Below are 22231 nucleotides of genomic sequence, written 5' to 3'. Positions count from 1 at the left end.
GGTCCCCCTGCGATAATCCACGGATCGAGGGTAAGGGCGCGGACCGCTCCGCGTAAAGCAACTTTTACATTACCGATTGGTCATGTGGTCGCGGCGGCATCGTCAGCCCGTCGCCTTCACCCGAACCTCGAAACTCTGGCCCACGATCTTGGCGGGGTCGACCTGGCCGCCGTTGCGGCGCACTTCGAAATGCAGGTGCGGGCCGGTCGAATAGCCGGTCGAGCCGACCAGTCCGATGCGTTCGCCCGCCTCCACCGCCCGGCCCGAGTGGACGTCGATGCGGCTGAGGTGGCCGTACAGGCTGGTCATGCCGTTGGGGTGCTGGATCTCGATGAAGTTGCCGTAACCGCCCGCGTCATAGCCGGAACGCAGCACCTTGCCCTCGGTCGTGGCGAAGACGCTGGTGCCGCTCGGAGCGGCGATGTCGACGCCCTTGTGCGCCCGCGCCTTGGCCTCGATCGCCAGCTTGCGCAGGCCATAGGGCGAGTTGATGCGATAGCCTTTCAGCGGCGCCTCGAAGACGATCCTGCGCATGACGGGACCGGCGGGCTCGGCCACCGCCTTCACGGGCGGGGCGATGGGGACGGATATCTCGATATTGCGGTCGGGCGCCGCCGCGATCATGCCCGCAGGGGCAGCAGCGGCGGCCAGAACGGCGAACCCGGCCAGCACGCCGGTCTGGCCGAAACGGATCACATGCGGCCGCAGGGCCGGGGGAAGCAGACGCATACTCGGACGACTCATTCTGAGCGCTTCGCCAGCGCGGAAAAGCCGTCAGAACAGGCGCGAAACACGCGCACACATGGCGAAATCAGGATCGCCCCAAGGTCACCGACGACCAGATTTGACCGTCTTTTGCAATTCCACCGCGACAGGAATGGGGCGCCGAAGGGGCGAGACAGGGCCACAAGATTACAGCCCCTGCCCTGCGATGAGCAAAGACAGGGGGCTTACAGGCCTCTCTTACAGCGGCAGGCTCAGCTTCACCGCCGCCATATGGCTGTCGGCATGGTCGCCGAAGCGACCCTTATAGCCGATCGACACCTTCAGCCGCTCCATGACCGTGCCTTCGATTCCGACAGCCGCCAGCATCTGCCCGCCGAACGGCAGGTCGACATCGCGGGCCAGCACCTTGGCCGGATTGCCCAGGATGCCGGTGCGCACGGCGTCGCTGTCGTCGCTCAGACTGTCGCGATAGCCGCCCTCGGCGTAGAAGCGCACCCGCTCGGTCCCGCCCTCGGCGCGCAGGGCGATCTCGGCTGTCGTCGCCTGCACCGAGCGGTCGGCATAGCTGTATTGCGCCGCCGGACCCTGCTCGTAGAAGCCGTCGACATCGGCGTTGATCCACGCCACCGCCGCGCGGGGCGACAGGGCGAAGCCGCCCACATCGAACCACATCCCGCCCTGCAGACGCGCGCCCGTCGAGACGCCGCGCGTCGAGCCGGTGTGAACGATCGGCGCCAGACTGGTCAGGCGTTTGATGTCGTTGAAGTCGTCTTGCGCCACGCCCGCCGCCGCATTGACGAAGACATCGCCCGAGCGCCAGCCGCCGTAGAGGTCCAGTCCGAAGCTGTCGATGTCGGCGCGCAACGGCCCCGCATCCACATCGGCGTTGCGATAGGACCCGGCCATGCCGAAGCGCAGGCTGTCCGTGCCGCTCTCCAGCGCGATCCGCACGCCATAGCCGTCGGACTTGGCCTCCGCGATCGCACCGCGCGCATCGGTCTTGGTGCGGTCGGCCAGCGCCTCGACCGACAGGCTGGTTCCGGCCGCCCACGCTTCACGGCCTGACAGAGCGGCGGTGGAATCGCTCAGCGCGTCCTCGCGATGGCGCCAGGTCGTCTCGCCCAGCACCGCCGTCTGGCTGCCGAGATCGCCGTAATAGAGGTAGTCGTTGCTCAGACGCGCGATCACCGCGTGTCCCTTGGCCGTCGGATGCACCCCGTCGAAATAGAAGTAGTCGTCCGGGTTCGAGCACAGGGTCGCGCCGTCGAAACAGGCCTGCGTCACGTTCGACACGCCGAAGGCGCTGGGGTTGCCCGCGATGACATCGCCGACCTTGAACAGGTCCATGACGATGATGTTGGTCCCCGGCCGCGCCGCCGCCGTCGTGTTCAGGCCTGTCAGCAGGGCGCCGTTGAAGGTGGTGACGGCGTAATCGGCCAGAGGCGCGGCGGGCGTGCCGCGAAACTGCGGCGTAATGCTCAGCTTGGGCAGGTTGGTGACAAGGATGGTCCCCGCCCCCGCCTGCGCGATGGCGTCCACGATGAAGTTCATGTCGGCCGCAGCGCTCAGCGACACCGGGGCGATGGCGCCGGTCGGATTGGCCGAGGCGCCCGCGGCGGGCAGGCCCTGGAAGATGTTGTTGGCGCCGCCCAACACGCTGACCAGATCGCCCGCGCCGAACTTGCCGCCGCGCTGCTGATACTGGGCCAGTTGCAGCCGCATCCCCAGCGGCGCGGCCTGACTGTCGGTGCGGGCCCCGCCGAAGGCGTAGTTGATGCTGCCCGTCACCGGCCCCATGAAGTTGGCGGCGTCAAAACCCAGCCGCTCGGTGAACACCGGCCCGTTGGAGAATCGCCCCGCGCCATACGGCGGCGACGCAGGCGTCGTTCCGCCCGTCGCAAGATACAGGTTGCCGTTGTCCGACAGGCTGTCGCCGAACACCACAAGACGGCTGTAGGTCTGGGCCGAAGCGGCGCCCGCAACAGATACGGCGGCCAGCGTCAGGGCGGCCAGCGCCGCTCCGCGAAGAAGACGAGACATGATTTTCCCTCCATCGACCGTCCGTATGCGGTCGTTATGCCCAGTTTGCGCCGCTTTTCTCAGGACGCAAGGTCACGCAGGGGAAAGGAATGGCTGGCTCCCTGCCCCGCACATCCCGGCGGACGCCGGGACCCAGTAAGGGCGCCAGTCGGTCAGCTATCCTTTGGGCCACTCTTGTTGACGCCAAAGCACTGGGTCCCGGCGTCCGCCGGGATGTGCGGGATTACACGGATAGCGCTTCAATCCTTCAGGTGACCAGTCAGCCCTAGTGCAGGCTGCGGAAGCGGATCGTGCCGGGAAGCTGCTTCAGCGCCGTCAGCGCCTCGCGGTCATAATCGCGGTCCACGTCGGTGATGACATAGCCGGTCCGCTCGTCCGTCTTCAGGTGCTGGCCCAGAATGTTCAGGCCCGCATCCGAGAGGGCGCGGTTCAGCTCAGCCAGCACGCCCGGCTGGTTGCGGTGGATATGCAGCAGGCGGTGCGCGCGCGTCACCTCGGCCAGCTGCACGTTCGGCAGATTGACGCAGAAGGTGGTGTCGCCCCGGTTCAGATAGCCCAGCAGACGCTCGGCCGCGAACTCGGCGATGGCTTCCTGCGCCTCTTCGGTCGAACCGCCGATGTGCGGGGTCAGTATGGTCTTGTCCAGACCGACCAGAGGGCTGTCGAACGGATCGGCGTTGGTGCGCGGCTCCTCGGGGAAGACATCGACCGCCGCCCCGCCCAGACGGCCGGACTTCAGCGCCGCCGCCATCGCATCCACATCGACCACATGGCCGCGCGACAGGTTCAGGAACAGGGCGCCCGGCTTCATCTTCGCGAACTGATCGGCGCCGATGATGGCGGTGTTCTCCTTGCGGCCGTCGACGTGCAGCGTCACCACGTCCGCCTCGGCCAGCAGGGCGTCCAGCGAGCGCATCCGCCGGGCGTTGCCCAGCGCCAGCCGTTCCGACAGGTCGTAGAACAGCACCCTCATGCCCAGGTTCTCGGCCAGCACCGACAGCTGGCTGCCGATAGCGCCATAGCCGACGATGCCCAGCGTCTTGCCGCGCACTTCGCGCGATCCGGTCGCCGACTTGTTCCACTTGCCCTTGTGCATCTCGCGCGACTTGTCCGCCACGTCGCGCATCAGGACGATCATCATGCCGATGGCCAGTTCGACCACCGAGCGGGTGTTGGAATAGGGGGCGTTGAACACCGCCACGCCCTTGTCCGCCGCTGCATCCAGATCAACCTGATTGGTGCCGATGCAGAAGGCCGCCACGGCCATCAGCCGGTCCGCCGCGTCCAGCACCCTGCGGCTGACATTGGTCTTGGAGCGGATGCCCAGAACGTGCACGCCCTTGATCGCCTCGATCAGGTCGTCCTCGTCCAGCGCGCCCTTCATCGTCTCGACGGAATAGCCCGCCTCCTCCAGCCGCTCGACGGCGGCGGGGTGGACGTTCTCCAGCAGCAGCATGCGGATGCGGTTGCGCGGATAGGACCAGCGCCCAGCCACCCTCTCGGCGTACAGCACCTCGTCCAGCGAAGAGGCGACGGCGTCGGCGGCCTGGACCACCTTGTCGCGGCTGACGATCTCGGTGAAGGCGTAGAAGCGGTCGGCCGCGCCCTGAATCTTGACCTCGGCGTCGGTCCAGCCGTCGCCGACCATGACCACGGGGCCCCCAAGCGTCTTGGCAAGGTTCAGCGCGCGGATGACTTCCGGCTTGCCGTTTTCACGCGACAGGGGGTTGGCCGTGTCGGCGCCGGTCACGCGGCCTTCGTCGTCATAGATCAGGTCGTTGGCCAGCACATGATCGGCCGGCACGCCCAGACGCTCGGCCAGGGGCGCGATCACTTCGCGGAAGCCGCCGGACAGGATGTAGATGCGCCCGGCGTTGCGCTGGAAGAAGTCGACGTTGCGGCGGATGGAGACGGTCGCCTCGTCCAGAATCCGGTCGGTCAGGGCCTCGACGTGTTCGCGACGCAGGGCCAGCAGCTCCAGCCGCTGTTTCAGCGCCTCGCCGAAGCCGATGCGGCCGTTCATGGCGTCGTCGGTCAGGGCCGCGATCCGGGCCTTGCGCTCGGCGGCGTCGGGCGCATCCCGGAGCGCGAGGTCGGCCAGAGCCTCCAGCGTCTCGATGCGAACCAGGGTGGAATCGAAGTCGAAGATGAAGACAGGCGAGATCATGCGCGGCCTCTAGCCCCTCTTCGCATCCGCAGCAATAAAAAGGGGCGCATCCGCGCCCCTTTCCGCATGAATTTACCGCTTGCGGCAGAAATTCAGCCTTCAGTCGCCGTTTCAGGAGCGATTGCGGCTTTCAAGCGCCACGGCGCCCAGGATGGCCGCCACGGTCGCCACGGCCAGAAGGGCGCCGCCTTCCTTGGCGTGATCGCGGGCGAAGTCCCCGGCGTCCTCGGCATAGCGGCGCGCCTGCTTGGCGTAGCGGCGCATCGGACGGCGCGACTTCTTCTTGGCGCGGCGATACCATTCATCGGCGCGGTCGCGGGCTTCATCGCTGAAGCGGCCGACGCGCTCGCTCGCGTGATCGCCGAACTCGGCTGCGCGGTGACCCAGTTGCTGGCCCAGATCGTCGGCGCCGTCGCGCACGCCGCGCGCGATGTCGTCAAAGCGGTGGCGCAGGGCCTCGGCGTCGAACCAGCCGCGCGGGTCCATACGTTCCTTGATGCGCTCATAGCGGGTCGGGCCGCTGCGTTGGTTCAGCAGGATGGCGGCCAGACCGACGCCCGCCAGAACCGCCACGACGCTCGCCGTGATTCCCGGATGCTTGCGGACCTCGTCCACGACGTTGAAATCACGATCCATCATGTTCAGACCTCTTGCACAGATACGGTTGTTTTCATTGTAGGGAGCGAGCTTCAGCGCAAAGGGTTCCCATCTTCCGGTCAAGCTTGCCGAACCACGCTTTGCCGTGGCGCCCGCGACACGCCCTCCCCTTACCAAACGGCGCGCGCCTTCCTATGTTGCGCCGCTTCCGACAGTTTTCAGGATTTCACGCCGTGACCGATCACGCGCCCGACGCCCCCATCGCCGCCCCGACGGACGACTTCGCCGCCGCCTTCCAGATCGAAGGCTGGCCGGTGCGCGGCCGTCTGGTCCGACTGGGCGAGGCGGTCGACAAGGTGCTGTCGGCCCACGCCTATCCCGAGCCGGTCGCCGCCCTGCTGGGCGAGGCCTGCGTGCTGGCCGCCATCGTCGGCTCGGCGCTGAAGTTCGACGGCCGCCTGATCGTTCAGGCCCAGGGCGACGGCCCCGTGCGCTATGTCGTCGCCGACTACGGCACGGACGGCCATCTGCGCGGCTTCTGCCGCTTCGACGCGGAAGAAGTGGCCAAGGCGTCGGAGGGCTTCGCCCGTCCGGGGGCCAAGACCCTGCTGGGCGGCGGCGTCTTCATCATGACGGTGGACCGCGGCGCCGACTTTGAACGCACCCAGGGCGTGACCCCCATCGAGGGCGAAAGCCTGTCGCTGTGCGCCGAACACTATTTCTCCCAGTCCGAACAGGTGCCGACCAAGGTCCGCCTGGCCGTCGGCGAGGTCGAGACGGACGCAGGCCGCACATGGCGCGCAGGCGGGGCGATGATTCAGGTCATCGCCGGCGACGAGTCGCGGGGCTCGACCGAGGAAGTGTGGGAGCGCACCCGCGCCTTGTTCGCCACCCTCGGCGACGACGAACTGATCGACCCGACGATCAGCGCCGAGACCCTGCTGTATCGTCTGTTCCACGAGGACGGCGTGCGGCTGGAAGGCGCCAAGGCGCTGGCCGCCGTCTGCCGCTGTTCGAAGGAGCGCATCGCCACGGTGCTGCAATCCTTCCCGGCGGAAGAACGCGCTGAAATGGTCGAGGACGACGGCAAGATCCGCGTGACGTGCGAATACTGCTCGACCCACTATGAGATCGACCCGGCCGAGCTGGAAACGGCCGGGGCCTGATCCCTCAGATCAGCATGAAGACGGCGTTGCCGTAGTTGTGCAGCAGGACCGGCAGCAGCACGCTGCCGGTCTTTTCGCGCAGCCAGACCAGCAGCAGCCCCGCCAGACCCGTCGTCGCCATCGGCGCCCAGTCGAAGGTGAAGGCGCCGTGCTGATAGTCCAGCGCATGGGTCAGGCCGAACGCCAGCGCGGTCAGCACGGCGCCCCAGCCCATCTGCGCGCCCAGCACGCGGACCGGCCGCCCGAACGCCTCGTTCAGCATCAGCAGCAGCACCCCGCGATAGAATATCTCCTCGTCCAGCCCCGGCATGGTCAGCTGGAAGGCCAGGCTGTCGGCGTCGAACCCCTCGCCCGGCATCGCGATCGCCAGCCCGAGGAACAGCAGGACCAGCAGGCCCGACAGGATCAGCGCCCCTTTCAGCCCCTGCCGGTCCTGATGCAGGGTCAGGCCGCTGCGCCGCCATCCGACGACAGGCAGGCTGGCGACCGCCAGGGACAGCAGGACGGCCAGCGTCTTGCCCTCCCAGTTCCAGCGCGAGGGTCCGAAATCCAGCGGGATATGGCCATAGCCGCGCGTCAGCACGGTGTCATAGACGGCCATCAGCAACAGGGCCGCGATCAGCCAGCCCCATCGCACCTTGCCGCGCGACAGCACGGCCGCCGCCCCACCCGCCAACGCAACCGCGCCGACCCAGCCCAACATGGCGATCACTGCGTTCGGCATGGCTCTTTCCTCCCCCCGATGCGACGTCGTCGTTCAGAGGCGGCGGCAGGGGGCGGCGGATGCAGATGAAGAAAAGTTAAGCTTCTGCTCCCCGCCCCCACACGCCCGAACTTCGCCCCCATACGGGCCGTTGCCCGCCTCTACACGCCGTCATCCTTGGGCTTGACCCAAGGATCCAGGGCGACGGCGCGCTCACCCGTTCAACGCCGTGCAGGCGGACGGCTGGATCCTCGGGTCAAGCCCGAGGATGACGGCGGGGGGGTGGGCGCCGTGGAGCGTCGTAGAGCGCCGTAGCCCACGCCGCAGGGGTCATCGGCTCAGTTATTCAGGTCCAGCGAATAACCCGCCGAGCGCACGGTGCGGATCGGGTTGACCGTGCCTTCGACGTTCAGCGCCTTGCGCAGGCGGCCGACGTGGACGTCCACCGTGCGGGCCTCGACATAGACGTCCGAGCCCCAGACAGCGTCCAGCAGCTGTTCGCGGCTGAACACCCGGCCCGGATGCTTCAGGAAGTGGTCCAGCAGGCGGAACTCCGTCGGGCCCAGATGCACCTCGCGGCCTGCGCGGCTGACGCGGTGGGCGACGCGGTCCATGATGATGTCGGCGTGGTTGACCCGGTCGTCGGCCAGACCCGGACGGATGCGGCGCAGCACGGCGCGGATGCGCGCGGTCAGCTCCGTCATCGAGAAGGGCTTGGTCATATAGTCGTCGGCGCCGGTGTCCAGACCACGCACGCGGTCCGTTTCCTCGCCGCGCGCGGTCAGCATGATGATCGGCAGGTTGCGCGTCTCGGCCCGGCCGCGGATGCGGCGGCAGACCTCGATGCCCGACAGCTTGGGCAGCATCCAGTCCAGCAGGATCAGGTCGGGGGTGCGCTCATCGACCTGCAGCATCCCCTCCTCGCCATCGGCGGCGACGGCCACGTCATAGCCTTCCTTCTCCAGATTATACTGAAGCAGGGTGGCCAGGGCGTCCTCGTCTTCCATCACCAGGATATAGGGTTGCACGTCAGCCTCTCCGGTTCGTCGAAGTCGTCAGCAATACAGGGTCGATCAGTCGTCCGCCGCGTCCGGAGACGCAGACAGATGCGGGGTCGGTGTCGGTTCTTCGCCGGGGCCGGGCACGGCCTTGGGCCGCTCGCCCAGCATGTCCTCGCCCGTGATCTCATAGTGGACCGTCTCGGCGATATTGGTCGCGTGGTCGCCGATCCGCTCAAGGTTCTTGGCCATGAACAGCAGGTGGGTGCAGGCCGTGATCGTGCGCGGGTCGCCCATCATATAGGTGAGCAGTTCGCGGAACAGGGCGTTGTAGTGCTCGTCCACCTCATCGTCGGTCTGCCAGACCGACAGGGCGCGCTCGATCTCCGAGGCCGTATAGGCGTCCAGCACATCGCGCAGACGGTTCGACACCAGCCGCCCCATCCGCTCGATCGAGCGGGTCAGCGGCTGCATCGGCTCGGCCTCGGCCAGGATCAGCGCCCGCTTGGCGATGTTCTTGGCCAGATCGCCCGTCCGCTCCAGATCCGAGGCCAGCTTCATCGCCCCCAGCGTCCGGCGCAGGTCGCTGGCGACCGGCTGGCGCAGGGCGATCAGGCGGATCGCCTTCTTCTCGATGTCGCGGTGCAGGATGTCCAGACGGTTGTCGCGCTCGACCACCGCCTTCGCCAGGGCCACATCGCGGCGGGCGACGGATTCGATGGCGTCCGCCACCTGCGCCTCGGCCAGACCGCCCATGCGGACGACCTCGGCCGTCAACTGGTTCAGCTCGTCGCCGTAAGCCTTGACCGTATGCTGGTTCATCGTCGCGTCCTCAGCCGAAGCGGCCGGTGATGTAGTCGAGCGTGCGCTTTTCGCGCGGGTTGGTGAAGATCTCTTCGGTGTCGCCCGTCTCGACCAGCTTGCCCATGTGGAAGAAGGCCGTGCGCTGGGACACCCGGGCCGCCTGCGCCATGGAGTGGGTGACGATGACGATGCAGTAACGCTCGCGCAGTTCGTCGATCAGTTCCTCGATCTTGGCCGTGGCGATCGGGTCCAGCGCCGAGCAGGGCTCGTCCATCAGGATGACTTCGGGCTCGACCGCAATGGCGCGGGCGATGACCAGACGCTGCTGCTGACCGCCCGACAGGCCGGTGCCCGGCGAGTGCAGGCGGTCGGCGACCTCGTCCCACAGACCGGCGCGCTTCAGCGACTTCTGGACGATCTCGTCCATCTCGCCCTTGGACGACGCCAGACCATGGATTTTCGGGCCATAGGCCACGTTCTCATAGATCGACTTCGGGAAGGGGTTCGGCTTCTGGAACACCATGCCGACCTGGGCGCGCAGAAGCACCGGGTCGATCTTGCGATCGTTGATGTCCTCGCCGTCCATGTCGATCCGGCCGGTCACGCGGGTGCCGGGGATGGTGTCGTTCATGCGGTTCATCGTCCGCAGGAAGGTCGACTTGCCGCAGCCCGACGGGCCGATCAGCGCCGTCACCGTCTTGTCCGGAATCTCCAGCGAGACGTCGAACAGGGCCTGCTTCTCGCCATAGAAGACGCAGACGTCGCGCGCGGCGATCTTGACCGGGCCCAGCGGCGCCGAGGCGTGTGCGCCGACGGCCGGGGCGGTCGACAGGCCGGTCGCCTCGGCGGCGGCGCCGTTCGACGTGCCTTCGGGAGCGCGGAAAATGCGGGACTTCATCAAATTTACCACCGGCGTTCGAAGCGACGGCGCAGCAGGACTGCGGCGGCGTTCATGACGATCATGAAGGCGAGAAGGACAAGGATGGCGGCCGCCGTCCGTTCGTGGAAGGCGCGCTCGGACGCATTCTCCCAGATGTAGATCAGCGACGGCAGGGCGCCGACGGGTTCGTCGATGGCGTGCGGCACGCCCGGCACGAAGCTGATCATGCCGATCAGCAGCAGCGGCGCCGTCTCGCCCAGCGCATGGGCCATGGAGATGATGGCGCCGGTCATCACGCCGGGCATGGCCAGCGGCAGGACGTGGCCGAACACCGTCTGGGTGCGGCTGGCGCCCATGGCCAGGGCCGCCTCGCGGATCGACGGCGGCACCGCCTTCAGCGACGAGCGGGTGGCGATGATGATGGTCGGCAGGGCCATCAGCGCCAGCACCAGACCCCCGACCAGCGGACTGGCGCGCGGCAGGTGCATGAAGTTGATGAACAGCGCCAGACCCAGCAGGCCGTAGACGATGGACGGCACGGCGGCCAGGTTGTTGATGTTGACCTCGATGATCGCCGTGATGCGGTTACGGGGGGAATACTCCTCCAGCCACACCGCAGCGCCGACGCCGACCGGAATGGCGATCAGGGCCGTCACCATCAGCATCAGGGCCGAGCCGACCACGGCGCCCAGCAGGCCCGCCAACTCGGGCTGGGTCGAGTCGCCCTTGGTGAACAGGGCGGCGTTGAAGTGGGCGCGGATGGCGCCCGAGGCCTTCATCCGGTCCAGCCAGTCCATCTGCTCATTGGAGACGCGGCGCTGGTCCTCGGGCTGATCGCGGGTGATCTTGCCCTTCAGATACATTTCGGCGTCGTCCGACAGGGGGGCGACGATCGGCACGGTCTGGCCCAGCAGGCTGGGCTGGCGCGCCACCATCTTGGCGGCCTGGAACTTCAGTTCCGAGGACAGCAGCGACTTCATGGCCGCCGCCTTCGTCCCCTCTTCGTCGTCCTGAACGCCCAGACGGCGGACCTGCTGCTCGGCGGCGATCTGCTCGAAATTGGCGCCCTGCGGATAGGCCAGGTCGATCCGCGCCGGATCCATATGCACCGGCAGGGTGACGGTGTGGGCGTAGAAGGCGGTGTAGCCCTGAGCCACGATGCTGGTCAGCAGGATCACCAGAAACGCCAGGGCCACGCCGATGGCGCCGCGGCCATACCAGCGGAAGCGGTTCTCACGCGCATAGCGGGCGCGCAGGCGGCTCTTCAGGCGCTGGGTGCGCGGGCTGACGCCGGTCGAGGGAGAGGCGGCGTCAGTCATACTGTTCCCGATAGGCTTGCACGATGCGCATGGCGACGATGTTGAGCAGCAGGGTGACGACGAACAGCGTCAGGCCCAGACCAAAGGCGGCCAGGGTCTTGGGGCTGTTGAACTCCTGGTCGCCGGTCAGCAGGGTGACGATCTGGACGGTGACGGTCGTGACCGTCTCCAGCGGGTTCAGGGTCAGCTTGGCGGCCAGACCGGCGGCCATGGTCACGATCATGGTCTCGCCGATAGCGCGCGACATGGCCAGCAGCAGGGCCCCGGCGACGCCCGGCAGGGCGGCGGGCAGCAGCACCTTTTTGATCGTCTCGGACTTGGTGGCGCCCATGGCGTAGGAGCCGTCGCGCAAGCTCTGCGGCACAGCGTTCAGGATGTCGTCCGACAGGGAGCTGACGAAGGGGATCAGCATGATCCCCATGACCGCGCCCGCGACCAGCGCCATCTGGTTCTGCACCAGCGACAGGTAAAGGCCCAGATCGTTCAGCGGCCCGCCGATCAGCATGTCGCCGATGCTGTTGAAGAAGACGCGCAGCGCCGGACCCACCGTCAGGGCGGCGAAGAAGCCGTAGACCACGGTCGGCACGCCCGCCAGAACCTCCAGCGCCGGCTTGACCATGGCGCGGGTCTTCCGGCCCGAATACTCCGACAGATAGATGGCCGAGAACAGGCCGATGGGCGCCGCCACCGCCATGGCGATGATCATGATCAGGAAGGTGCCCGCGAACAGCGGCACGGCGCCGAAGGCGCCCGACGATCCGACCTGATCGGCGCGAATGGCGATCTGGGGGCTCCACTTGGTTCCGAACAGGAACTCCGTGATCGGCACCATGCTGAAGAAGCGCATGGAATCGATGACCAGCGAGAAGATGATGCCCGCCGTGGTCAGCACCGCCACCGCCGAACAGGCGAACAGCAGGCCGGTGATCCAGCCCTCGACCCGGTTGCGCGCGCGCAGGTCCGGACGGATGCGGGTGAAGACGAACAGGCCGCCCAGCACGGCGGCGATCAGGGCGGCGACGCCCCCGCCCCAGTTCAGGCTCGCGGCGATGCGGTGGGCGCGGCGGCCTTCGGCGGGCAGTTCCTCGGCATAGGGGGCGGGCCAGATCTGGCGCGCCTCCTGCCCTGCCCCGACCAGGCGGGCGTCGGCGAAGAAGGCCTCGCGGCGGAAGGGTTCAAGCTCGACCACGCTGTCCGGCGCGCCCGCCAGCATCATCTGACGCTCGATCGGCGTCGAGAAGACCGAGGCGGCGATCAGCACGACCAGAGCCGGAATGCCGACCCATATCAGGGCGTAGAGCCCGTGCTGTCCGGGCCGTGAATGCGACTTCACGCCCTGACCCCGACGAACGGCCGTCGCCCGCCCGGCCAGATAGGCCAGCACGGCGAACGCCACCAGCAGCAGCAGGAATATCCAGATCATCCGGTCCGATCAGCGCAGGAATCAGAACGCGCCGGGTGCGGTGCGTTTCGGCCCGGAAACTGCCTGCGATACGTCAGCGGATTAAGACGGCTGCATGACAGTTATGTTACGGCGCAGGTCCGTCATGTCGCAGTCCTGTGACGGGAAATCCGCGTTCGACCGTATTTCCTTCGTTTCACTCAGTTTTCCGTGGTCGGCGCCAGCGGGAAACAGGCGGCGAAAATCGCGCCGCAGCCCGGCGCGCTGTCCACCGACAGGCCGCCGCGGTGACGGATGATGATGTGACGCACGATGGCCAGTCCCAGACCCGTGCCCTGACGATCGCCGCTTTTCTGGCCCTCGACACGATAGAAACGCTCGGTCAGGCGCGGCAGATGCTCGCGCGCCATGCCCGGCCCGTGATCGCGCACGGTGACGACGGCGTAGCGCTGGCCCGCCTCGCGGTCCGGCGTGGCCAGCGACAGGCGGTTGCCCTCGGTCATCCGCGCCGACATGGCCTCGTCCAGGGTGCGGTCGATCTCGATGCCGACCTCTATGGTCCCGCCGGCGCTGGAGTATTTCAGGGCGTTGTCGATCAGGTTCTGCACCACCTGGGCGATCTCGTCCCGGTCGCCGGTCACGGCTGCGCCGCCGGGCGGCAGTTCGGCGTGGACCGTCACCTGCCGCTCGCGCGAGATGACGCTGACCGCATCGACCACATCGGCCGTCGCCCGCGCCAGATTGACCCGCCCCAGCGGCGCGATGTGTTCGTTCAGCTCGATCCGGCTCAACGACAGCAGATCGGCCACCAGACGCCGCATCCGGTCGGCCTGCACCGCCATGATGTCGAGGAATTTGTCGCGCGCCTTGGGGTCGTCGCGCGCATGGCCCTTCAGCGTCTCAATGAAGCCGGACAGCGAGGCCAGCGGCGTACGCAGTTCGTGGCTGGCGTTGGCCAGGAAGTCGACGCGCATCTTCTCCATGCGGCGCACGTCCGTCTCGTCGCGCAGGGCCAGCAGCGTCAGCGCCCCGTCGCCCCAGCTTGAGTCCTCGCGCGCCGGCAGGGGACGGATCAGCGCCTTCCAGTACCGCTCCTGCGCGCCGCCGCCGACATAGTCGACCTCGCCGCCGATGCCGCCGAACAGGGCCTCGTCCACCGCCTCCAGCACGCGCGGATCGCGGATGACCGACACCAGCAGACCGCCACCGGTTCCGCCCAGTCTGAACAGTTCGCGCGCCGCCGCATTGGCCAGGGCGATGCGGCGCCCGGCGATGTCGTCCGCCTCGCCTCCGCTGATGATCAGCAGCGGATCGTCCAGCGCCTCGAAGGCGTCGCCCAGCAGGGCCGCGTCCGGCCCCAGATCGACCGCCCCCGGCTCGAACGTCGCCTCATCCACCTCGGTCAGGGGATTGCGGTTGACCAGCCATGTCGCCACGGCCACCGCGACCGCCCCCGCCGCCATCCAGCCCGCGACCTCGGGCTTCATCACCGCCAGCACCGCCATCACCAGTATGGCCACGCCGCCGCTGGCGCCCGCCGTCCACAGGCGGGACGAAGCGGTGGGCGCGACCGGCGACGGGGAATGATCGTATGGCATTTCGACCGACGTTATCTCATTGTTCAACAGCCTGACACAGACTGCCCATCGTCAGCCCGCCGGATTCGGCCGGGTCGATGCACGATCAGTATCTAGCTTGGTTTCTTCACGGATTTACGGCGGAACGCCAAGGCGTTGAAAGGATAGCGTCATGACGGACGGCTTCCTGCACGGGCTGATCCATCAGCACGACTGGCGGATCGCGTCTTTCGCGGTCGTGGTCTGCGTCTTCAGCCTGGCCGTCGCCATGGTGCTGTTCGATCGCGCCCGGCGTCTGTCGCCCCGCGCGCGGCGGCCCTATCTGCTGTCCGCGCCGCTGGTCGGAGGGCTGGGCGTCTGGGCCACCCATTTCATCGCCATGTTGTCCTACGACATCGGGGCGGCGGTGCGTTACGACGCCCTGTTGACGGTCGCCTCCCTGCTGATCGTCACCCTGTCCTTCTGCGCCGCCATGCGCCTGCATCTGGCCGGAGCCGACACGGTGTGGCGTCGCCGCGCCTCCCTGAGCGCCGCCGTCGTCATGGCTCTGGGCGTCGTCGCCATGCATTTCATCGGCATGGCCGCCATGCGGATGGACGGCGCCGTGCTGAGTTGGGACACGCCCAAGGTGCTGGCGGCCATCACAGGCGCCCTGCTTCTGTTCGCGGCTTCAGCCGTCGTGCCCCTGAACAGCCGGTGGAGGCGGCTGGCGGCCACCACGGCGCTGATGGCGGCCGGCATATGCTGGCTGCATTTCACCGCCATGGGCGCAGTGGGCCTGACGCCTGCGCCGCAGGTGCTGTTGCCCGCGCAGACGGCCAGCCAGACCCTGATCACCCTGTGGGCGGCGCTGGGCGTCGTCCTGACGGTCATCGTCGCCGCCTTCTTCATCGGCATGCTCTGGTGGTCGCGGCGCAGCGCCCTGGGCCAGGTGCTGGAGGCCATCCACGCCATGCCCGACGGCGTCAGCGTCTATGACGCCGATGACCGCCTGATCCTGTGGAACCGCCGCTTTCAAGAGATCAATCCCTACCTCGGCCGCGTGCTGAAACCGGGCGTCGCCTTCGAGACCCTTGTCCGGACTACGGTGGACGCCGGGCTGGTTCCGGACGCCGCCGGTTGCGAAGAGGTCTGGATCGAACAGTGCCTGTCCACCCACCGCGTCATCACCCCGCCGCGCGAGCTTCAACTGGGGGACCGCTGGCTGAAGATCGAGGATCGTCCCACGCCCGGCGGCGGAGTCGTCACCCTGTGCTCGGACATTACCGCATTGAAGCGCAACGCCGAGGTTCTGGCCGAGGCGCGCGACGCCGCCGACGCCGCCAACCGCGCCAAGAGCCGCTTTCTGGCCAATATGAGCCACGAAATCCGCACGCCCCTGAACGGCGTCATGGGCGTGGCGCAGGCCCTGTCGCGCACCGACCTGACGCCCCAGCAGCAGGAGATGCTGGATCTGATCCAGTCCTCGGGCCGGACGCTGAAATCCCTGCTCAGCGACATCCTGGACCTGGCGCGGGTCGAATCCGGGCGGATGGAGCTGAGTGAAGACCCCTTCGATCTCGTTCGTGCGGTCGAAGACGCCGCCCGCCTCTATGCCGAAACCGCTCAGGCCAAGGGGCTGCAATTCCTTGTCGAAATCGCCCCCGAGGCCCGGATCTGGGTGCAGGGCGACGCCCTGCGTTTGAAACAGGTGCTGACCAATCTGGTGGCCAACGCCGTAAAGTTCACCGCGGCGGGCTTCGTCAGCCTGACGGTGGACGCCGTCCCGGCCGAGGCGCCGCAAAAACTGCGTTTCGTGGTTCAGGACACCGGCATCGGCTTCGATCTCAAGACCCACCAGCGCCTGTTCAACCGGTTTGAACAGGCCGACGGCGACATCACCCGCCATTATGGCGGCTCGGGGCTGGGGCTGGCCATCTGTCGCGAACTGGCCGCCATGATGGGCGGCGATCTGGGCTGCGAAAGCGCGCCGGGCGAAGGCGCCGCCTTCATCCTGACCCTGCCGCTCAAGGCGGCCGCGCCGCCGGATGGGTTTACCGATCCCCCCGCCCTCGACGATGCGCCGGGACAGGAGGCGGCGGACACGTCCCGCCTGCGCGTTCTGGCCGCCGACGATCATCCGACGAACCGGCGGGTCGTCGAGCTGATCCTGGACGCCGCCCGCTTTGACCTCGTCTCGGTCGAGAACGGCGCCGAGGCGGTCGAGGCCTATCGCGCGGAAAGCTTCGATCTGGTGCTGATGGACATGCAGATGCCGGTGATGGACGGCCTGACCGCCGTGCAGGAAATCCGCCTGCACGAAGCGGCGATGGGCCTGCCGCGCGCGCCGCTGGTCATGCTGACAGCCAACGCCCTGCCCGAACATCTGGAGAAGGCGCTGGCCGCCGGGGCCGACCGCCACATGGCCAAGCCGTTCAGCGTCGAGGCCCTGTTGGCCATGGTCGCCGAACTGACCGCAAAAACGCCTCAGGCCGCGAACGCCGCGGCCTGAGGTTTCGTCTGTGCGATGAGGCGCAGCCTATTCGTAGCCGTGCGCCGCTTCATTGATGACCTGGCTGGGCATGGACGAGAAGTCCACGCTCAGCGGCCGGTTCGCCTTGGACTGGAACGTCTTGATGACGTGTTCCAGACGGCGGCGCGCTTCACGCTCGCCCTCGCCCGATCCGTCGAGCCCCAGCGGCGCCAGACAGAAGTCGATGATGGCCTGTGGTCTGCTCAGCGGTTCCATAATGCGTCCTTTCCTGTGAAACGTGGAACTCAGGCGGCGTTGAACTGGGCGGTTTCGGTCGAGTCCTTCAGGGCCGTCGTCGACGACTGACCCGAAGAGATGACCGTGGCGACATCGTCGAAATAGCCGGTGCCGACCTCGCGCTGGTGGCGGGTGGCGGTGTAGCCGGTCGCCTCATTGGCGAACTCGCGCTGTTGCAGCTCCGAATAGGCCGCCATGCCGCGATCGCGATAGCCGCTGGCCAGCTCGAACATGCCGTTGTTCAGGCTGTGGAAGCCCGCCAGCGTCACGAACTGGAACTTGTAGCCCATAGCCCCCAGCTCGCGCTGGAACTTGGCGATGGTGTCCTTGTCCAGCTTGGCTTCCCAGTTGAACGAGGGCGAGCAATTGTAAGCCATCAGCTTGCCCGGATGCTCCTTCTGGACCGCCTCGGCGAACTTCTTGGCGTCGTCCAGATCGGGGTGCGACGTCTCCCACCACAGCAGGTCGGCGTATTTCGCATAGGACAGGCCGCGCGCGATGCAGTGGTCCAGGCCCGTGCCCGGCTTCAGGCGATAGAAGCCTTCCGGCGTACGGTTCTCGCGGTCGATGAAGGGGTGGTCCCGCTCGTCGATGTCCGAGGTGATCAGCTGGGCCGACTCCGCGTCGGTGCGCGCCACCGTCAGGGTCGGCGTGCCGCAGACGTCAGCCGCAAGGCGCGCCGCGATCAGGTTGCGCTCATGCGCCTGGGTCGGGATCAAAACCTTGCCGCCCAGGTGGCCGCACTTCTTCTCGCTGGCCAGCTGGTCCTCGAAGTGGACGCCGGCGGCGCCCGCCTCGATAAAGGCCTTCATGATTTCAAAGCTGTTCAGCGGGCCGCCGAAACCGGCCTCGGCATCGGCGACGATGGGGGCGAACCAGTCGCGCTTAGCGCCGCCTTCGGCGTGCTCGATCTGGTCGGCGCGCTGCAGGGTGCGGTTGATGCGACGGCACAGTTCCGGCGCGGCGTTGGCCGGATACAGCGACTGGTCCGGATACATGGCGCTGGCCGTATTGGCGTCGGCCGCGACCTGCCAGCCCGATAGATAGATGGCCTTCAGGCCCGCCCGAACCATCTGCATCGCCTGATTGCCGGTCACGGCGCCCAGGGCGTTGATATAGGGCTCTGAGTGCAGCAGTTCCCACAGACGGTTAGCGCCGCGCTCAGCCAGCGTATGGGTGACGGGCACGGACCCGCGCAGGCGCAGAACATCCTGCGGCGTATAGGGGCGCTCAATGCCGTCGAAACGGCCGGCGGGCGAAGGAACCAGATCAGCGAAGGTCGTCATGTTCGTCTCGGTCTCGATAAGGCGCGGCCCCAAGAAGGAAGAATGGGCCGCCGTCCCAAAGACCTGAACACGCCGCCGTCATGATTGACACACCTGCACATCCATCATTCAAGTCAAACAGTCACATCATGACACTTGCCATGAAGTCATGATGTGACATGATCGCGCCATGAACGCCGCCGCTGATCGCAAGCTGTTTCTGGGCGGCCGCCTCAAGCGGCTGCGGCGCGAGCTTGGCCTGTCGCAGACGGCGATGGCGGCGGATCTGGGCGTCTCGCCCTCCTATCTGAACCATATCGAGCGCAATCAGCGCCCCGTCTCGGCCCAGCTTCTGCTGCGTCTGGCGGAAACCTATGACGTCGATCTGCGCAATCTCGGCCAGTCCGGCGGCCCGGCGTCAGAGGCGGAACTGTCCGAAGTCTTCGCCGACCCCCTGTTTCAGGGGCTGGCCGTGCCGCGTCACGAGATCATGCAACTGGCCGAGGATCAGCCCGCCGCCGCCGACGCCGTGCTGCGCCTCTACCGCGCCTTCACCGACCGCCGCGTTCGCGACCGAGCCGAGATCGAGGCGGGCGGCGGCGCGGCCCCAACCGACAGCCCGTCCGAATGGGTGCGCGAATACGTCCAGTCGCGCCAAAACCACTTCCCCGACCTCGATGCGCTGGGCGAGGCCCTGCACGACGCCCTGCACGCCGAGGCCCCCGCCCCCGACGAAGGCTTTGAGGCGCTGGCCCGCGCCCGCCTGTTCGCCCGTCACGGCCTGACGGTCCGCACCCTGCCCGCCGAGGTCATGGTCGAGTGGACCCGCCGTTTCGATCCGCACCGGGGGCGACTGCTGCTGTCCGACGCGCTGGGCCCGTCGTCGCGCGCCTTCGCCGTCGCCAACCAACTGGCCCTGATGGAGCACGGCGCTGAACTTCAGGCCCTGACCGAGGCGGCGAACGCCCCCGACGCCCCGACGCGCAACCTGCTGAAGACGTCGCTGACCAACACCCTGGCCGCCGCCGTGCTGATGCCCTACGCCGCCTTCCAGCGCACGGCCGAGGAAACCGGCTATGACCTGTCCCGGCTTCAGGCCCGGTTCGGCGTCGGTTTCGAACAGGTCGCCCACCGGCTGACCACCCTGTCGCGACCGACGGCGCGCGGGGTGCCCTTCTTCCTGATGCGGGTGGATCAGGCGGGCAATGTGTCCAAGCGCTATGCGTCGGGCGCCTTTCCATTCTCGCGCTTCGGCGGCGCCTGCCCGCGCTGGCGGCTGCACTCGGCGTTCAGAACGCCCGGCCGCGTCGTCACCCAGATCATCGAGACGCCCGACGGATCGCGCTGGTTCACCCTGGCCCGCACCGTCGACCGTCAGGGCCAGGACGCCTTCACCGAGGGGCATGAGCTGGCCATCGGCCTGGGCTGTGAACTGAAACACGCGCACCGCCTGACCTATGCGCGCGGCCTGGACCTTCAAAAGCCCGAGGTCACCCCCATCGGCCCGGCCTGCAGACTCTGTGAGAGGCACCCCTGCGCCGAACGCGCCGCCCCGCCGGTCGGCCGCGCCCTGACGGTCGACGACTGGTCCAAGTCCGTCAGCCCCTATCCGTTCGCCTGAATTCCGGCCTCCCGACGGCTTCTCAAGCAAAAATACGCCGCGCCCTAGCGAAAAGGTAAAATCATCGCCATCTTGTTCCGTGTTCCAGGGGGGCCTGGAATCTGGAGCCTGAAACCATGCGCCATATCGCCTTTATCGCGCCGCTCGCCGCCGCCTTCGCCCTGTCGGGCGCAGCGACCGCCCAACCCTCGGCCGTCGTCGTGACGGTCAGCCCCGACTTCGCCAAGGGCGCCGCCGAACTGGGCGAGCGCGACGTCCAGCAGCAGGTCAGCGACATGACCCGCACGGTCGAGCGCGTGCTGACCCAGCGCAACGCCCTGGACGGCGCCCGCGTCGAACTGGTCATCACCGATCTGAAGCCGAACCGCCCGACCATGCAGCAACTGGCCGACAAGCCGGGTCTGGATTCCATGCGCAGCCTGTCGATCGGCGGCGCGGCGGTCGAGGGCACGGTGACGACCGCCTCGGGAGAGGTCCAGCCGGTCAAGTTCGACTACTACACCCCGACCCTGACCGACGCCCGCGGCAGCACGACATGGACCGACGCCCAGCGCGCCTATGACCGTCTGGCCCGCAATCTGGCCGAGGGCCGCTTCGTCAAGCGTTGAGATTTGTCTCTCTTCGCTTGGCGCCGCGCCGGGGAGCTCCCCTCTCCCGATGGGAGAGAGCTTGAGCCTTCAAGAGCCGAACGCGATTGGTTAAGGCGACCCGAAGGGCGGCGCGTAGCAGCCAAAGGGTGAGGGTTCGCGGTTGAAGTCGGTCGAAGGCCGTAGCTGATCGGCTATGCGACGGCTGACGCCGAAGGACAGGACAAGCCCCTCACCCTTTCGCGCAAGAACGATCGCTCCGCTCTCGTGCGCTCAAACCCTCTCCCGCCGGGAGAGGGGAAGCTTAGCCGCTGAGTTCAGTGGACTTGGCGACCGCAGCTTTCACGGCGCTTTCGACAGAATGGTCGAGGGCGCCGTTTTCATTGAGGGCGATCAGGCCCGCCTCGGTTACGCCGCCGGGCGAGGCCACGCGGTCGATCAGGGCGTTCAGCGCCTCGTCGCCCTCTACGCCCGCCGCAGCCGAACGCAGGGTGGCGCGCGCCAGACGGGCCGCGGCGTCGGGCGACAGGCCCTCGGCCTCTCCGGCCTCGGCCAGAGCCCGCGTGAAGGCGAAGAAATAGGCCGGGCCGCAGCCGGACACCGCCGTCGCGGCGTGCATCAGGGCTTCTTCGTCCAGAAGAACCGTCTCGGCGATCGGCTCGAACAGGGACCGCCCGACCTTCAGGGCATCGGGATCAGCCGACCACAACGTCGCCACGCCGCGCGCCTGAGCCACGCCGGTCGTCGGCATGACGCGCACGACCGGGCGGCCGTCATAACCGTCAGAGATCGTTTCACCGCGCACCCCGGCCATGACCGAGACGATGACGGCGTCCGCCGCCAGATGCGGCAGCACCGCCTGCGCGGCCTCCAGCCATTTGGCGGGCTTGACACCGATGACGAAGGCGCGGGCCTTGGCCAGTTCCTCCAGCGGCGGATTGATCCGCGCGCCCTTGGCCCGCGCCGCCTCGGCGACCGGCTTTTCAGACGGCGTTAGAATGATCAGATCGGCCGGATCGACGGCGCCCGTCGCCAGCCAGCCTTCCAGAATGGCCGAGCCCAGGCGTCCCACGCCCTGAAGCACGACCGGATGTCCGTTGCCGCTCATCAGGCGTTGCCCACGGTCTCGAACAGGCAGGCGTCGATCGCCTCCTGCGGTTTCTTGGAGCCGCGCACCATGAAGTCGAAGGCCGGATAATAGCGGTCCGCCGCCTCGACCGCCGCGTCGATCATGGACGCGGCCTGCGCCAGCGTCGGGCGCTCGGTGTGCGGCAGGGCCAGGGCGTGACGGAAGACGATCTCGCCCTCGTCCGGCCAGATCTCGAAATGGCCCAGCCAGGTGCGCTGATTGATCATCGACACCAGTTCATAGGCCGCCGCGCGGCGCGTCTTGGCCACCCGCAGGTCCAGCGCCAGACACAGCTGAAGGCAGTCGCCCTCGGGCCGCCAGGCGAACCAGAGTTCGTAGTCCTTCCAGTCGCCGGCCAGGGCGAAGGCCAGATCGCCCTCGTCCGTGCGGTCGAACGGCAGGTTCTCCGCCGTCAGGACGTGTTCGACCACATCCAGCGGATCAAAGGGCAGGTCGACCTCTTCGGGTCTCACAGCATCCATCAGGCGTTCAACTTCTTCA

General features: G+C 67.6%; 19 protein-coding genes. 4 read left to right on the top strand and 15 right to left on the bottom strand.

Annotation, left to right across the window (positions count from 1 at the left end; all coding sequences use genetic code 11):
• Positions 1–102 precede the first annotated feature (102 nt).
• The 4 genes from ABE454_RS03095 to ABE454_RS03075 all read right to left on the bottom strand — a co-directional run bounded on the left by ABE454_RS03095 (position 103) and on the right by ABE454_RS03075 (position 5572).
• Complete coding sequence (locus tag ABE454_RS03095; protein ID WP_346528926.1) at positions 103–729, bottom strand: M23 family metallopeptidase; 627 nt, start codon at positions 727–729, stop codon at positions 103–105.
• Between the two features lie 234 nt (positions 730–963).
• Entirely contained in the window at positions 964–2766 is a 1803-nt protein-coding gene (locus ABE454_RS03090; protein WP_346528924.1) for an autotransporter domain-containing protein, read from the bottom strand.
• A gap of 265 nt (positions 2767–3031) precedes the next feature.
• On the bottom strand, positions 3032–4933 hold the full coding sequence (serA, locus tag ABE454_RS16145; RefSeq protein WP_430825524.1) for a phosphoglycerate dehydrogenase: 1902 nt from the start codon (positions 4931–4933) through the stop codon (positions 3032–3034).
• 111 nt (positions 4934–5044) lie between these two features.
• Positions 5045–5572 carry a hypothetical protein gene (locus ABE454_RS03075; RefSeq protein ID WP_346528922.1) on the bottom strand — a complete coding sequence of 176 codons (528 nt, stop codon included), beginning with the start codon at positions 5570–5572 and terminating at the stop codon, positions 5045–5047.
• Positions 5573–5763: 191 nt separating this feature from the next.
• On the opposite strand from ABE454_RS03075, the gene ABE454_RS03070 reads away from it, so the two are divergent.
• Positions 5764–6696, top strand: coding sequence for an Hsp33 family molecular chaperone (locus tag ABE454_RS03070; RefSeq protein ID WP_346528920.1), 933 nt, complete (start codon positions 5764–5766; stop codon positions 6694–6696).
• A gap of 4 nt (positions 6697–6700) precedes the next feature.
• On the opposite strand, the gene ABE454_RS03065 is transcribed toward ABE454_RS03070, so the two are convergent.
• The 7 genes from ABE454_RS03065 to ABE454_RS03035 form a co-directional block, all read right to left on the bottom strand.
• Positions 6701–7420: a CPBP family intramembrane glutamic endopeptidase, BDIM_20840 family gene (locus tag ABE454_RS03065; RefSeq protein ID WP_346528917.1), complete on the bottom strand. Its 720-nt coding sequence runs from the start codon at positions 7418–7420 to the stop codon at positions 6701–6703.
• A gap of 317 nt (positions 7421–7737) precedes the next feature.
• On the bottom strand, positions 7738–8427 hold the full coding sequence (gene phoB, locus ABE454_RS03060) for a phosphate regulon transcriptional regulator PhoB (protein WP_346528915.1): 690 nt from the start codon (positions 8425–8427) through the stop codon (positions 7738–7740).
• A gap of 45 nt (positions 8428–8472) precedes the next feature.
• Complete coding sequence (phoU, locus tag ABE454_RS03055) at positions 8473–9219, bottom strand: phosphate signaling complex protein PhoU (RefSeq protein WP_346528913.1); 747 nt, start codon at positions 9217–9219, stop codon at positions 8473–8475.
• 10 nt (positions 9220–9229) lie between these two features.
• The gene (gene pstB / locus ABE454_RS03050; RefSeq protein WP_346528912.1) at positions 9230–10099 is read right to left on the bottom strand and encodes a phosphate ABC transporter ATP-binding protein PstB; all 870 of its coding nucleotides are present in this window, start codon (positions 10097–10099) and stop codon (positions 9230–9232) included.
• 5 nt (positions 10100–10104) lie between these two features.
• Complete coding sequence (gene pstA, locus ABE454_RS03045; protein ID WP_346528910.1) at positions 10105–11400, bottom strand: phosphate ABC transporter permease PstA; 1296 nt, start codon at positions 11398–11400, stop codon at positions 10105–10107.
• The gene (pstC, locus tag ABE454_RS03040) at positions 11393–12823 is read right to left on the bottom strand and encodes a phosphate ABC transporter permease subunit PstC (RefSeq protein ID WP_346528908.1); all 1431 of its coding nucleotides are present in this window, start codon (positions 12821–12823) and stop codon (positions 11393–11395) included. Before pstC ends, pstA begins: the two co-directional genes overlap by 8 nt.
• A gap of 179 nt (positions 12824–13002) precedes the next feature.
• Positions 13003–14400: a sensor histidine kinase gene (locus ABE454_RS03035; protein ID WP_346528907.1), complete on the bottom strand. Its 1398-nt coding sequence runs from the start codon at positions 14398–14400 to the stop codon at positions 13003–13005.
• 151 nt (positions 14401–14551) lie between these two features.
• Here ABE454_RS03035 and ABE454_RS03030 point away from each other — a divergent pair, with 151 nt between their 5' ends.
• Positions 14552–16870, top strand: a complete 2319-nt coding sequence (locus tag ABE454_RS03030; protein ID WP_346528905.1) for a hybrid sensor histidine kinase/response regulator — start codon at positions 14552–14554, stop codon at positions 16868–16870.
• Positions 16871–16897: 27 nt separating this feature from the next.
• On the opposite strand, the gene ABE454_RS03025 is transcribed toward ABE454_RS03030, so the two are convergent.
• Both ABE454_RS03025 and aceA read right to left on the bottom strand, forming a co-directional pair.
• Positions 16898–17107, bottom strand: coding sequence for a hypothetical protein (locus ABE454_RS03025; RefSeq protein ID WP_003168852.1), 210 nt, complete (start codon positions 17105–17107; stop codon positions 16898–16900).
• A gap of 29 nt (positions 17108–17136) precedes the next feature.
• Positions 17137–18414, bottom strand: coding sequence for an isocitrate lyase (aceA, locus tag ABE454_RS03020; protein WP_346528903.1), 1278 nt, complete (start codon positions 18412–18414; stop codon positions 17137–17139).
• A gap of 169 nt (positions 18415–18583) precedes the next feature.
• Between aceA and ABE454_RS03015 the strand changes: the two genes are divergently transcribed.
• Both ABE454_RS03015 and ABE454_RS03010 read left to right on the top strand, forming a co-directional pair.
• A complete protein-coding gene (locus tag ABE454_RS03015) occupies positions 18584–20014 on the top strand; it encodes a helix-turn-helix domain-containing protein (RefSeq protein WP_346528902.1) in 1431 nt (476 codons plus the stop codon).
• 116 nt (positions 20015–20130) lie between these two features.
• Positions 20131–20622: a hypothetical protein gene (locus tag ABE454_RS03010; protein ID WP_346528900.1), complete on the top strand. Its 492-nt coding sequence runs from the start codon at positions 20131–20133 to the stop codon at positions 20620–20622.
• A gap of 283 nt (positions 20623–20905) precedes the next feature.
• Here ABE454_RS03010 and ABE454_RS03005 read toward each other — a convergent pair whose 3' ends face one another.
• Positions 20906–21709, bottom strand: coding sequence for a pyrroline-5-carboxylate reductase family protein (locus ABE454_RS03005; RefSeq protein WP_346528898.1), 804 nt, complete (start codon positions 21707–21709; stop codon positions 20906–20908).
• On the bottom strand, positions 21709–22212 hold the full coding sequence (locus tag ABE454_RS03000) for a YbjN domain-containing protein (RefSeq protein WP_024354764.1): 504 nt from the start codon (positions 22210–22212) through the stop codon (positions 21709–21711). The genes ABE454_RS03005 and ABE454_RS03000 overlap by 1 nt, the downstream gene beginning before the upstream one ends.
• Positions 22213–22231: the final 19 nt, after the last annotated feature.

This window comes from Brevundimonas diminuta (genome assembly GCF_039673845.1).
GTDB lineage: Bacteria > Pseudomonadota > Alphaproteobacteria > Caulobacterales > Caulobacteraceae > Brevundimonas > Brevundimonas diminuta_E.
Note: the sequence above shows the minus strand (reverse complement) of the source record. Positions and strands in the feature narration are given on the sequence as shown.

Excerpts from the sequence above, each read along its gene's own strand:
- ABE454_RS03095 (WP_346528926.1), bottom strand. The coding sequence starts at position 729 with ATGCGTCTGCTTCCCCCGGCCCTGCGGCCGCATGTGATCCGTTTCGGC.
- ABE454_RS03090 (WP_346528924.1), bottom strand. The coding sequence starts at position 2,766 with ATGTCTCGTCTTCTTCGCGGAGCGGCGCTGGCCGCCCTGACGCTGGCC.
- serA (WP_430825524.1), bottom strand. The coding sequence starts at position 4,933 with ATGATCTCGCCTGTCTTCATCTTCGACTTCGATTCCACCCTGGTTCGC.
- ABE454_RS03075 (WP_346528922.1), bottom strand. The coding sequence starts at position 5,572 with ATGATGGATCGTGATTTCAACGTCGTGGACGAGGTCCGCAAGCATCCG.
- ABE454_RS03065 (WP_346528917.1), bottom strand. The coding sequence starts at position 7,420 with ATGCCGAACGCAGTGATCGCCATGTTGGGCTGGGTCGGCGCGGTTGCG.
- phoU (WP_346528913.1), bottom strand. The coding sequence starts at position 9,219 with ATGAACCAGCATACGGTCAAGGCTTACGGCGACGAGCTGAACCAGTTG.
- pstB (WP_346528912.1), bottom strand. The coding sequence starts at position 10,099 with ATGAAGTCCCGCATTTTCCGCGCTCCCGAAGGCACGTCGAACGGCGCC.
- pstA (WP_346528910.1), bottom strand. The coding sequence starts at position 11,400 with ATGACTGACGCCGCCTCTCCCTCGACCGGCGTCAGCCCGCGCACCCAG.
- pstC (WP_346528908.1), bottom strand. The coding sequence starts at position 12,823 with ATGATCTGGATATTCCTGCTGCTGCTGGTGGCGTTCGCCGTGCTGGCC.
- ABE454_RS03035 (WP_346528907.1), bottom strand. The coding sequence starts at position 14,400 with ATGCCATACGATCATTCCCCGTCGCCGGTCGCGCCCACCGCTTCGTCC.
- ABE454_RS03030 (WP_346528905.1), top strand. The coding sequence starts at position 14,552 with ATGACGGACGGCTTCCTGCACGGGCTGATCCATCAGCACGACTGGCGG.
- ABE454_RS03025 (WP_003168852.1), bottom strand. The coding sequence starts at position 17,107 with ATGGAACCGCTGAGCAGACCACAGGCCATCATCGACTTCTGTCTGGCG.
- aceA (WP_346528903.1), bottom strand. The coding sequence starts at position 18,414 with ATGACGACCTTCGCTGATCTGGTTCCTTCGCCCGCCGGCCGTTTCGAC.
- ABE454_RS03015 (WP_346528902.1), top strand. The coding sequence starts at position 18,584 with ATGAACGCCGCCGCTGATCGCAAGCTGTTTCTGGGCGGCCGCCTCAAG.
- ABE454_RS03010 (WP_346528900.1), top strand. The coding sequence starts at position 20,131 with ATGCGCCATATCGCCTTTATCGCGCCGCTCGCCGCCGCCTTCGCCCTG.
- ABE454_RS03005 (WP_346528898.1), bottom strand. The coding sequence starts at position 21,709 with ATGAGCGGCAACGGACATCCGGTCGTGCTTCAGGGCGTGGGACGCCTG.
- ABE454_RS03000 (WP_024354764.1), bottom strand. The coding sequence starts at position 22,212 with ATGGATGCTGTGAGACCCGAAGAGGTCGACCTGCCCTTTGATCCGCTG.